This window comes from Streptomyces sp. NPDC001732 (genome assembly GCF_053596315.1).
In genome coordinates this window covers 1-11,212 of sequence record NZ_JBSFFY010000113.1, presented here as the reverse complement: position 1 = coordinate 11,212, position 11,212 = coordinate 1, and the positions used below count along the sequence as shown (strand labels likewise).

The 11,212-nt window shown below is 73.7% G+C and carries 10 protein-coding genes; 5 read left to right on the top strand and 5 right to left on the bottom strand.

The genetic code is table 11. The annotated features are described in order from the left end of the window. The first annotated feature begins 444 nt into the window (after nucleotides 1-444). Nucleotides 445-1,446: a sporulation protein gene (locus tag ACWCXX_RS39095; protein ID WP_451135786.1), complete on the top strand. Its 1,002-nt coding sequence runs from the start codon at nucleotides 445-447 to the stop codon at nucleotides 1,444-1,446. Further along, the gene (locus ACWCXX_RS39090; protein WP_451135784.1) at nucleotides 1,446-1,700 is read left to right on the top strand and encodes a twin-arginine translocase TatA/TatE family subunit; all 255 of its coding nucleotides are present in this window, start codon (nucleotides 1,446-1,448) and stop codon (nucleotides 1,698-1,700) included. The genes ACWCXX_RS39095 and ACWCXX_RS39090 overlap by 1 nt, the downstream gene beginning before the upstream one ends. 100 nt (nucleotides 1,701-1,800) lie before the next feature. Here the strand turns inward: ACWCXX_RS39090 and ACWCXX_RS39085 are convergent, their stop codons facing one another. From ACWCXX_RS39085 to ACWCXX_RS39065, 5 genes are all read right to left on the bottom strand, one after another. Next, nucleotides 1,801-2,031 (bottom strand): phosphopantetheine-binding protein, encoded by a 231-nt coding sequence (locus ACWCXX_RS39085; RefSeq protein ID WP_451135782.1) that lies wholly within the window; start codon nucleotides 2,029-2,031, stop codon nucleotides 1,801-1,803. Nucleotides 2,032-2,035: 4 nt separating this feature from the next. Further along, the gene (locus ACWCXX_RS39080; RefSeq protein WP_451135780.1) at nucleotides 2,036-2,668 is read right to left on the bottom strand and encodes an isochorismatase family protein; all 633 of its coding nucleotides are present in this window, start codon (nucleotides 2,666-2,668) and stop codon (nucleotides 2,036-2,038) included. Between the two features lie 13 nt (nucleotides 2,669-2,681). Beyond that, a complete protein-coding gene (locus tag ACWCXX_RS39075) occupies nucleotides 2,682-4,439 on the bottom strand; it encodes a (2,3-dihydroxybenzoyl)adenylate synthase (RefSeq protein ID WP_451135778.1) in 1,758 nt (585 codons plus the stop codon). Beyond that, the gene (locus tag ACWCXX_RS39070; protein WP_451135776.1) at nucleotides 4,436-5,641 is read right to left on the bottom strand and encodes an isochorismate synthase; all 1,206 of its coding nucleotides are present in this window, start codon (nucleotides 5,639-5,641) and stop codon (nucleotides 4,436-4,438) included. Before ACWCXX_RS39070 ends, ACWCXX_RS39075 begins: the two co-directional genes overlap by 4 nt. Before the next feature lie 98 nt (nucleotides 5,642-5,739). Continuing rightward, the gene (locus ACWCXX_RS39065; protein ID WP_451135787.1) at nucleotides 5,740-6,528 is read right to left on the bottom strand and encodes a 2,3-dihydro-2,3-dihydroxybenzoate dehydrogenase; all 789 of its coding nucleotides are present in this window, start codon (nucleotides 6,526-6,528) and stop codon (nucleotides 5,740-5,742) included. A gap of 192 nt (nucleotides 6,529-6,720) precedes the next feature. On the opposite strand from ACWCXX_RS39065, the gene fhuB reads away from it, so the two are divergent. The 3 genes from fhuB to ACWCXX_RS39050 all read left to right on the top strand — a co-directional run bounded on the left by fhuB (nucleotide 6,721) and on the right by ACWCXX_RS39050 (nucleotide 11,096). Then, nucleotides 6,721-9,033, top strand: coding sequence for a Fe(3+)-hydroxamate ABC transporter permease FhuB (fhuB, locus tag ACWCXX_RS39060; protein WP_451135774.1), 2,313 nt, complete (start codon nucleotides 6,721-6,723; stop codon nucleotides 9,031-9,033). Nucleotides 9,034-9,086: 53 nt separating this feature from the next. Then, nucleotides 9,087-10,340 carry an enterochelin esterase gene (gene fes / locus ACWCXX_RS39055; protein ID WP_451135772.1) on the top strand — a complete coding sequence of 418 codons (1,254 nt, stop codon included), beginning with the start codon at nucleotides 9,087-9,089 and terminating at the stop codon, nucleotides 10,338-10,340. Between the two features lie 78 nt (nucleotides 10,341-10,418). Continuing rightward, entirely contained in the window at nucleotides 10,419-11,096 is a 678-nt protein-coding gene (locus ACWCXX_RS39050; protein ID WP_451135770.1) for an ArsR/SmtB family transcription factor, read from the top strand. Nucleotides 11,097-11,212: the final 116 nt, after the last annotated feature.

Below are 11,212 nucleotides of genomic sequence, written 5' to 3'. Positions count from 1 at the left end.
TCTTCGACCTCGTCGACTACGGCGTCGTGGGCGACCTCTTCCAGGTCGTCCCCCAGCTCACCGAGGAAGTCAACACCCGCAAGGGCTGACCCCCGAGACCGGAACGCCCCGCTCCCGGGGCCACCCGGAGATCCACCTGCTGGCCCCGCCGACGCTCCCCCGCGTCGGCGGGGCCGGCCGCGTACCGCGTCCGCGTCATGGCGGTGCGATGCGGGCGGTACGCTCACCGGACACGGTAAAAGCACGGCAAAACGTGCTCGTCAAGCGGCTGCTCGGCCCTCGTGGGCGATTCTTTTCGGACTTTCCCGCCCTCCGGGCCCGCACGGCTCCTGCACCCCCTCCACCGGCCCTATGCTTCTACGCGTTTGTAGAGTTCGGGTGCTTCCTTCGATGTGCCCGTGCTCCCCCGCACCCCCGTACGCACATAAGGGAGTGAACGCCGCCATGGTGTTCAAACGACTGCTCGGCTCGCTCGGCGTGGGCGGCCCCACCGTCGACACGGTCCTCGACGCCGGGGCGGCCGCCCCGGGCGGGCCGCTGTCCGGTCAGGTCCATCTCAAGGGCGGCAACGCCGACTTCGACATCGAGCACATCACGCTGGAGCTCGTCGCACGGGTGGAGGCCGAGCACGAGGAGGGCGAGAGCGAGGGCGTCGTGGCCTTCGAGCGCTTCATCGTCGGCGGCGGCTTCCGGCTGGCCGAGGGCGAGCAGCGCAGTGTTCCGTTCACGGTCGTCCTGCCGTGGGAGGCCCCGATCACCGAGCTGTACGAACAGGACCTGGGCATCGTCCTCGGCGTGCGCACCGAACTGGCGGTGGCCGGGGCCAAGGACAAGGGCGACCTGGACCGGCTCACCGTCCGTCCGCTGCCGGTGCAGGAGGCCGTCCTGGAGGCGTTCGGCCGGCTCGGCTTCGGCTTCAAGTCCGCGGACCTGGAGTACGGGCACATCGGCGGCACCGGCCAGCAACTCCCCTTCTACCAGGAGATCGAGCTGTCCCCGGCGCCGCAGTACGCGCACGCGGTCAACGAGATCGAGGTCACCTTCCTCGCCTCGCCGGGCGGCATGGAGGTGGTCCTGGAGGCCGACAAGCGCGGTGGGCTCTTCTCCGACGGGCACGACGCGCTCACCCGGTTCACGGTCACGCACGACGGGGTGGAGCACCAGGACTGGGCGGCGCTCGTCGACGGCTGGCTGCGGCAGCTGGTCGAGCACCGTTCGGCGTACGCGGCGGAATCCTCGTACGGGCACGGCGATCCGTACGCCGGGCAGCACGGGGGCCACTCCCACGACGGCGGCCACCGTTCCGGTCCGGGCATCGGCACGGCCGTCGCGGTGGGCGCGGCCGGGCTCGCGGTCGGGGTCGTCGGCGGCATGGTCGCGGCCGAAGTCGTCGACGAGGTGGGGGACTTCTTCGAAGGCGACGACGAGGACGAGGACGACGACTGATGTTCGGGATCAGCGAACTCGCGATCGTCCTGATCGTGGTCGTACTCGTCCTGGGCGCCAAGCGGCTCCCCGACCTCGCCCGTTCCGCGGGCAAGTCGGCCCGCATCCTCAAGTCCGAGGCCAGGGCGATGAAGGACACCCGGAACGACGACGGGGAAGCCGCGTCGTCCCGCGTCATCCGCGGTGAGGCCGTCGAGCGCCAGGACACCGGGGCCCCGGGGCCGGACCCGGGCCGGCCGCCGGGCCACGCCTGACCCACCGGACCGTCGGGCCGCCGGCGCCCGAACGGCCGCGCCCGGCTGGTTGTTCGTGGGCGCGGCCGTCCGGGGATGCGGTGCTTCCCCGGCGGGCGGGTCAGTCCGTGGCCTTCAGGAGTTCGGCCCATGCCTCCACGGCCGGTCGCTCGGCGAGGTCCGCGACGGCGATGTCGATGCCGTGCGCCTCGCGCCAGCGGCCGACCAGGGCCATCAGGCGGATGGAGTCGAGTCCGTAGTCGACGAGGTTCTCGTCGTCGGGGATGTCGTCGACGGACTCGCCGAGGACGTCGGCGATGTCCTCGCGCATCTGCCGCAGGGTGAGTGTCACGGGGTCAGTTCCCTTCCAGGACGGTGTCGGTGGTGGTGACGACGGCGCACCGGCCGGCGGCCCAGCGCAGGGCCATGGCGTGGTCCTCGGCCGAGAAGTCCGCCACGGCGTCGGCGACGACGAAGGCCTGGATGTCGCGCATCCAGGCGTCGCAGGCGGTCATCAGCACGCCGATGTGGGCGTAGACGCCGGTGACGACGAGCTGGTCACGGCCGAGGGCGGCCAGCCGGTCCGCCAGGTCGGTGCGCACGAAGCCGCTGTACTTCCACTTGGTCACCACCTCGTCGTCCGGGCCGGGCGCGACGGCTTCGGCGATCGCCGCGGCCGTGGGGTCGTCCGGCAGGCCGGAGCCCCAGAAGTCCTGCTGCAGGCCGCGTTCCTCCCGGGTCTGGCCGCCCGGCTGGGCGGTGTAGAGGACCGGGATGCCGAGTTCCGCCGCGCGCTTCTTCAGCGCGGCCACGCCCGCCAGGAGTTCCGGGACGGGGGACGCCCGGACGTCGTAGGCGGAGAGGAAGTGGTTCTGCAGATCGTGCACGAGCAGGACCGCGCGGGCCGGGTCGACCTTCCAGTCGACCCGGTTCGCGGGCAGTTCCGCGGCGGCGGGCATGGGGTACGGGGTGATTCTGGGCAGGGCCATGGGGGTTTCTCGTTCAGTCCTGTGCGGAGGTGGACGGCCGGTGACCGGCCGGTTCGGGGGCGGGAGTGGCAGCGGGGGGATCGGAGGCCGGGGCGCCCGTGCCCGTGGGGGCAGCGGTCTCCGGGGCGCCCGTGCCCGTGGGGGCGGTGGTCTCCGGGCCCGGGTGGGCGGCGGCCCGGAGGGCCTTCTTGGAGATCTTGCCGACGCCGGTCTGCGGGAACGCGGTCACGAACTCGACGCGGTCGGGCACCTTGTAGGCGGCCAGGCCCCGTTCGCGGACGAAGCGTTTGACGGCCACCGGCTTCAACGGCTCGGCGCCGGCGCGCAGGATGACGTAGGCGCAGGTGCGTTCGCCGAGGTAGGGGTCCGGTTCCCCGACCACGTTGGCGTCGTGGACGGCGGGGTGGGCGAGGATGTGGTTCTCGACCTCCTCCGCGGCGATCTTCTCGCCGCCCCGGTTGATCTGGTCCTTGGCCCGGCCCTCCACGATCAGATGGCCGGTTCCGGTGCGGCGGACGATGTCACCGGTGCGGTAGAAGCCGTCCGGGGTGAAGGCGCGGGCGTTGTGCCGGGGCGCGTTCCAGTAACCGCGGATGGTGTAGGGCCCGCGGGTCAGCAGGTGGCCGGAGCTGCCCGGGGGCAGGTCCTCGTCCTCGTCGTCGACGATGCGGATCTCGTCGTCCGGAGAGATGGGGCGGCCCTGGGTGGTGACGACGGTCTCCTCGGGGTCGTCGAGGCGGGTGTAGTTGACCAGCCCCTCCGCCATGCCGAACACCTGCTGGAGCGTGCAGCCGAGGGCCGGGCGGACCCGTCGTGCGGCCTGCTCGCTGAACTTGGCGCCGCCGACCAGCAGGACGTCCAGGCTGCTCAGGTCGTACGGGGTGCCGGGCGCGGCCTCGGTCCAGATCAGGGCGAGCGGCGGGACGAGGCCGGTGATGGTGACGCGTTCCCGTTCGATCAGCGGGAAGGCCGTCTCGGGGCTGGGTTGCGGGCAGAGCACCACCCGGGCACCCGCGTACAGGGCGCCGAGCGTGCCGGGCGAGGAGAGCGGGAAGTTGTGGGCGGCGGGCAGGGCGCACAGGTAGACGCTGCGCTCGTCCACCGCGCAGATCTCGTTGGAGCCGCGCAGCGAGTAGATGTAGTCGTCGTGGGTGCGCGGGATCAGCTTGGGGATGCCGGTGCTGCCGCCGGAGAGCTGGAGGAAGGCCAGGTCCCCGGGGTCGGGGCCGTCGAGCGGCACGGGGTCGGTGTGCACCGCGTCCAGCGGTTCGAAGTCGCCCGCGCCCGGCCCGGCGACGAACACCTGGCGCAGGGTGGGGACTTCGGCCCGGACCTTCGCCGCCAGCTCCCGGTAGTCGTAGCCGCCGTGCTCCCCGGCGATCACGTAGGCGGCGGCCCCGGTGAACCCGCAGAAGTAGCCGATCTCCGACTCGCGGTGCGCGGGCAGCGCGAAGACCGGCAGCGCGCCGATCCGGAAGAGGGCGAAGATCACCTCGAAGAACTCGGCGATGTTGGGCAGTTGCACCACCACCCGGTCGCCCTTGCCGATGCCCCGGGCGAGCAGCCCGGAGGCGAGTCGGTCGGCCCGGACGTCGAGTTCGCCGTAGGTCCAGCGCCGGTCGGTGGCCGGGTCGACGATCGCGACGCGGTCGGGGTGGGCGGCGGCGCGGTCGCGGAGCACGGCACCGAAGGTCTCGCCGCGCCAGTGACCCGCGGCGCGGTAGCGCTCGGCGTACTCGGCGGGCCAGGTCGGGATGGGGTGGACGGTCACAGCCGGGCCCCCACCGCGCCGAGGAAGGTGCGGAACTTCGCGGCGGTCTCGGCGGTCTCCGCCTCGGGGTCGGAGGCGGCCACCACGCCGGCACCGGCGTACAGGCGCAGCGAGGTCGGCTCCGCCTCGGCGCAGCGGATGGTGACGACCCATTCGCCGTCGCCGTCGGCGTCGCCCCAGCCGACCATGCCGGTGAAGAAGCCCCGGTCGAAGCCCTCGCTCTCCCGGATCACCCGGCGGGCGGTGTCGGTGGGGGTGCCGCAGACGGCGGGGGTCGGGTGCAGTGCGCAGGCCAGTTCGAGGGCGGCGGTGTCCGTGGAGCGGAGCCGACCCGTGACGGTGGTGGACAGGTGCCACATGGTGGCGGTGCGCACCAGAGTGGGGAGGGCGGGGACCGTCAGGCCGGTGCAGTACCGGGCGAGGTTCTCCTCCACCGCGTTGACCACGACGGCGTGTTCGTGCAGGTCCTTGGCGGATTCCAGGAGGGTGGCGGCGCGTCGTACGTCCTCGGCGAGGTCGTCGCTGCGCGGTACGGAGCCGGCCAGCGGGTTGGCGACCACACGGGAGCCGTGCCGGGACACCAGCAGTTCGGGGCTGGCGCCGAGCAGGGTGCGGTCGGGTCCGGTGGGCAGGGCGAAGGTGTAGCCGGAGGGGTCGCGGCGGGCCAGCCGCTGGAGCATGGCGGCGACGTCGAACGGGCGGCTGGCGTCGATCCGGAGGGTGCGGGCGAGCACGACCTTGCTGAACTCGCCCTTCCACATGCGCTCGACGGCGGCGGCGACGGAGGCCGCGTACTGTTCGGGCGCCGGTTCCTGATGGATCGCCATTCCGGTCCGGGAGGGCGGGTCCGCGGGCAGGGCGACCAGCGGGTCGGCGGTCAGCGGCGGCGCGGTGTGCAGGACGGCCGGCACGGCGAGCGCGGCGGGGGCGTCCTGGTCGAAGGGCACGGCGCCCATGACGAGGGGAGCGGCGTGTCCGGCGGAGCGGGCCGCGGCGAGGGTGGCGGCCACCCGCAGGGCCGGTGGCCGCTCGTCGTGCGGCACCTCGCTGTGCACACCTTCACCGAGCAGCGTGCGGGTCGGGGTGCCGAGGAAACGGGCTCCCGGAACATAGGAGTTGAGCAGGCCGGTGGCCACGCCCACGGCGGGGTGGTCCGGCTCGGCGAGGGTGCGGGACACGGCGACTTGCGGTGCCGTCGACACGATGGCTCCGTTTCTCGCACGTCCGGCTGCGGGCTCGGCGTGCGGTGCGGGGGGTTCGGGGGTGTGTTCGGTGCGCGGGGTGTGCGCGGGGGCGAGGGTCAGCGAAGGGCCGCGCCGCCGTCGACGTAGAGCTCCTGCATGGTGATGTGCCGGGCCAGGTCCGATGCCAGGAACAGGACCGCCTCGGCGATGTCGGACGGCTCGGCGATGCGGCCGAGCGGGATGCCCGTGCGGTACGCGGCCGGGTCGCCGTCGATGACCCGGCGGGGCGCGTCGGGGTCCTGCCACAGCGCGCGCTGCATGGCGGTGTCGGTGGAGCCGGGGGCCACCACGTTGCAGCGGACGCCGGTGCGGGCGAGTTCCAGGCCGAGGCATTTGGTGTACATCGCCGCGGCGGCCTTGGACGCGGCGTAGGCGCCCATGTGCACGCGGGGCACGCCGGCCGCGTTGGAGCCGACGGTGACGATGCTGCCGCGGCCTCGGTCCGCCATGCCGGGGGCGACGGCCCGTGCGGTGTGGAAGACCCCGGTGGTGTTCACGGCGAAGGTGGACGCCCAGTCCTCGTCGGACAGTTCGGCCGCCGGGCCGGGGCGCAGGATGCCCGCCACGTTGACCAGGATGTCCAGCGGGCCGTGCCGGGTGGTGACCGTGTCGATCACGGCGTGCACGGCCGCGGCGTCGGTGACGTCCATGGCGTACGGCGTGATGCCGCCGCCCGGTCTCGACGCGCCGTCGGCCGCGGCGTGTTCGGCCGCGAGCGCCTCGACGCCCCCGGCGTGGCGGTCGGTCGCCGCCACATGGGCCCCTTGGGCGGCGAGCGCACGGGCGACGGCCGCGCCGATGCCCTGACCGGCCCCGGTGACCAGAGCGCGGCGGTCGGCGAGCATGCCACCCCCGCCCGGGACGCCGTTGTGGCCTCGGGTGTTTCGTTCCGCCACGGGCGCGGAAGCGTCGGATATGGCGTCGGACACGACTGGCCCCCACTTCATAAGGTAAGCCTAACCTTATTTCAGCGAAGTTGACAGCCGTCCGCCCCGACCGGCGACTTCGACTTTCTATGGTTAGGCTAACCTCACTTCATGCGCATACGGCAGTCCGAGGCTCCCCGCTCCGACGGACAAGAGGGCGGAAACACAGGGACGTTGACGGCGGGGGCCGACCGGTCCTCCCCCACCGGCCCCGTGGCCGGAACGGAGCGCCGTCCCGCGGCCGAGCCCTCCCGCCGCCGCACCGGACCGGTGATCGCCGGTTTCGCAGCCGCCCTCGTCCTGCTGTGCGGTGTCTCGTTGTGCGTCGGGGCGGGCGAGGTCGGTCCCGGCGGGGTGCTGGACTACCTGCTGAATCGTCACGGTGCCCGCTCGGACAGCCGTCTGGCCCTGGTCATCGGTGATCTGCGGCTGCCCCGCACGTTCACCGCGGTGCTGGTCGGCGCCTCCCTGGGCGTGGCGGGCTGTCTGCTCCAGGCCGTGACCCGCAACCCGCTCGCCGAAACCGGTCTGCTGGGCGTCAACGCGGGTGCCTCGCTCGGGGTCGTGGCCGGCATCGCCCTGCTGGGGCTGAATTCCGGTTACGCCTACCTGGTGTGCGCCTTCGTCGGCGCGGTGGTCGCCAGCGGACTGGTGCTGCTGATCGCGGGCCGGGGCAACGGCAGCTCGCCCATGCGGCTGGTGCTCGCCGGTTCCGCGCTGGGCGCCACCTTCGGCGGACTGACCAGCGTGATCCTGGTCAACTCCGCCGAGACCTACGACCGGTTCCGGTTCTGGGTACTGGGCTCCCTGGCCGGGGTGGACGGGTACGGGGAACTCGGCCGGCTGCTGCCCGTTCTCGTCGTCGGCCTCGTGGTGGCGCTGCTGGTGACCCGTCCGCTGTCGGCCCTCGCCCTCGGCGACGACCTCGCCCGCGGTCTCGGCCACCGCCCCTCGGTGATCCGTACGACGGTCGCGGTGGCCGTGACGCTGCTCACCGCCGGCGCGGTCGCGCTGGCCGGGCCCATCTCCTTCCTCGGTCTCCTCGCCGGATTCCTGGCGCGGGCACTGGCCGCCACTCGGCCCGCCGCCCGGGTCGTGCTGGCCGGGCTGATCGGCGCCGGGGTGCTGACGGTGGCGGACGTGGCGGCCCGGGTGGTCTCCCGGCCGTTCGAGGCGCCGGTGTCGGTGATCGTGGCGCTGATCGGTGCTCCGGTCCTCATCGGCATCGTGCGTTCGCGGCAGCTGACCGCGATGGGCATGACCGAACCGGCCGCCGACAGCGCCCCGTCGAAGCCGGGCCGGACCCTGCTGCCCGCCGGGCTCTCCGGCGCCCTGCGAAAACTGCGGCCCTCCCGGACCGCCGGGAAGACCGGGACCGCCGGGGCGCTCGCCTCGGGCACGGCGGTCCTGCGCCGCGGCCCGCTCTCCCTGCTGGTGCACCGGCGGCCCGCCCTCGCCGTGCTCGTCCTCGCCGCACTGGCGGTGGTGGCCGTCGTGCTGTCCGCGTACGCGGGCCAGAGCGACATGGGCGTGGTCCGCACCTTCCGCGCGGTGTTCGGACAGGGCGACCACTTCGACGTACTGCTGGTGCAGAAGTTCCGGCTCGGGCGGATCGTCGCCGGGCTGGCCGCGGGCGCGGCCCTGGGGCTCGCCGGCTGTCTGACCCAGACGCTGGCCCGCAACCGGCTCGCCACCCCCGAACTGCTCGGCGTGAACGACGGCGCCACCGCCGCCGTGCTGCTGTCGGTGACCCTCAGCACCACCGGCACCTTCGGCGACTGGTGGGCCGGGCCGCTCGGGGCCCTCGCCGCCGTGCTCGTCGTCACCGCCGTCTCCGGCGGCCTCGGCACCCGCGGCTACCGGGTGCTCGTCGTCGGCCTCGCGATGTCGGCCCTGGCCTCCGCCGTCACCCAGGTGGTGCTGTCCCGCCGCTCCCTCAACTCGGCCGGTTCGCTGTACGTCTGGACCTCCGGCAGCCTCAACGGGCGCGGCTACTCGGTGGCGGTGCCCGTACTGATCGGGCTCGTCGTCCTCGTCCCGGCGGCCCTCGCGGTGGCGCGGCACCTGGCCGTGCTGCGCTTCGACGACGTGACCGCCACCTCGGTGGGGGTCCGCCCGAACCGGGTCCGGCTGGTATGCCTGCTGCTGGCCGTGGCCCTCGCCGGTCTGGCGGTCGGGGTGTGCGGCCCGGTGGCGTTCGTCGCGCTGGCCTCCCCCGTCATCGCCGCCCGGCTCGCCGGTCCGCTCAGGGTGCCGCTGATCGGATCGATGCTGACCGGGGCGGTGCTGACGGTGACCGCCGACACCGTGGGACGGATCGTCTTCTCCGGCTCCGAACTGCCGGTGGGCGTGGTGACCACGGTGCTCGGCGGACCCTTCCTGCTGTGGGTGCTGCTGGGCCGGTCCGCCGCCACCCGGGTATGAACCGCCGTCACCGGCACGCCCGTCCACGACATTCGCACGAAAGGCAGACCAACGTGACCACTCCCCTCAGCCCCGCCCTGCGGGCCCTGCGCGACGGAGTCCGGGCCGGGGTGCCGGGCGCCGAGGCGGAGTTCTGGCTCCACGCCGAACAAACGGGCACCCCGCTGGTCGAGCCCGACCCCGAGGGCGACCCGGACCACCGCCTGGTCACCTTCGTCCGGCGGGAGGACCCGGACCGGCCCGCCACGGACGTCCTGCTCCTGGTGCACACCGTCACCGACCGGGACCGGCACGCCGGGGACCTGACCCGGCATCTGATGCGGCGCGTCGAGGGCACCTCCGTATGGGCGCTCTCCCACCGGCTGCGCGCCGACCACCGCGCCTCGTACCAGTTCCTGCCCGGTCACGGCACCCGCGAGGAGCTGCTGCGCACCGACCGGGCGTCCTGGCGGGCCGCGCTGGACCGGGCCCTGCCCGACCCGCTCGGCCCGGTGCCCCTCCTGCCCTCCCACGGCGGGCGCCGCCCGGCCTCGGTGCTGTCGCTGCCCGGCGCCCCGCCGCAGCCGTACGTCGCCGACGACGGCCCCGTACCGCGCGGGACGGCGCTGGAACGCGAGGTCGACGGCCGCCGGGTGACCGTCCGGCTGTCGGCGGGGCGCGGGGGGCCGGTGACCCCGCAGGCGGTCGCCGTGCTGCTCGACGGCGAGATGTGGGGCCCGGTGCTGGACGCCGGCGCCATGCTGGACCGGATGCACGCCGCCGGATCGCTGCCGCCGACGGCGGCGCTGATGGTGGACACGATGAGCGCCCGAATGGACGACCTGAGCTGCAACGGGGCGTTCGTGGACTGGCTGGCGGACACGCTGCTGCCGTGGGCGGAGGCGGAGTTCGGCACACCGGCGCGGCCGGAGCGGACCGTCGTGGCCGGGCAGAGCGCGGGCGGGCTGACCGCCGCGTTCGCCGCGTTCCGGCGCTCCGACCGGTTCGGCCTCGCGGTGTCGCAGTCGGGGTCCTTCTGGTGGCCGGACGACGACCCCGACAAGGGCGCGGAGTGGCTCACCCGGCAGTACGCGTCCGGCCACCGGCGGCCGGTCCGGCTGTGGCTGGAGGTGGGCCTCCAGGAGTGGCTGCTCCTCGCGGAGAACCGCCGACTGCGCAACGTCCTGCGTGCCCGCGGCTACGACGTGACCTACCGGGAGTTCAACGGCGGCCACGACTACGCCTGTTGGCGCGGCGGGCTGGCCGACGCGCTGGCGGAGCTGCTGGGTGGCGGCGCGGAAGCACCCGCGGGGCCGCGCGGGGAGTGAAGCCCGAGGACTCCTTCGCAAGGAGTTCTTCGCAAAGAAACCTTTGCGAAGAACTCCTTGCGGTCTGAGGTGTGCCGTATGACAGATGCGCCGGAGAGACCGGACGGCCCCGCCGTCGAGGAGAACGCCGAAGGGAACTCGGTCGTTCTGGACGCCAAGGGGCTGCGCGCCCTGGCCCATCCGGTACGCGTGCAGCTGGTCTCACAGCTGCGGAAGCACGGCCCGTCGACGGCCACCCGCCTCGCGGAGCGACTGGGTGTGAACTCCGGGACGGCCAGTTACCACCTGCGCCGGCTCGGCGCGGCCGGTTTCGTCGAGGAGGACGCGGAACGCGGCAACGCGCGCGAGCGCTGGTGGCGCTCGGTGCACCGGACGACGGAGCTCAGCGATCAGGAGCTGGCCGCTCAGGAGCCCGAGGCCGCGCTGACGTATCTGCAGTCCGTCTCCGCCACCTACACCCTGCGCACCCAGCAGACGCTGAACGAGCTGCAGACGATGCCCCGTGCGTGGCGGGGCACCTTCGACATGAGCGACTGGGCCCTGCGGCTCACGCCGGAGGAAACCGTCGCCCTGCGCCGGGAGTTGCGGGACGTGCTCGCCCGCTACCGGTGGGACACGCCGGAGGCGGCGGCGACCGCTCCCGAGGGAGCCGAGCGGATCGGTGTCATCACGCACATCCTGCCCGAACTGGACACACCTGCCCCGTCAAGGACGCACCCCGGCCCCGAGCCGACGACCGGGCCGGAGACGTCGTGACGGAGGAGGCCCCGTCCGGGTCGGGAGCGGGTGACGTGCGCCGTGGGCTCTTCGTCGGGGCTTCGGGATGGGGCCCCCCGGGGCGCGGGCGGGGGGCCGGCCCCCCATACCGAACA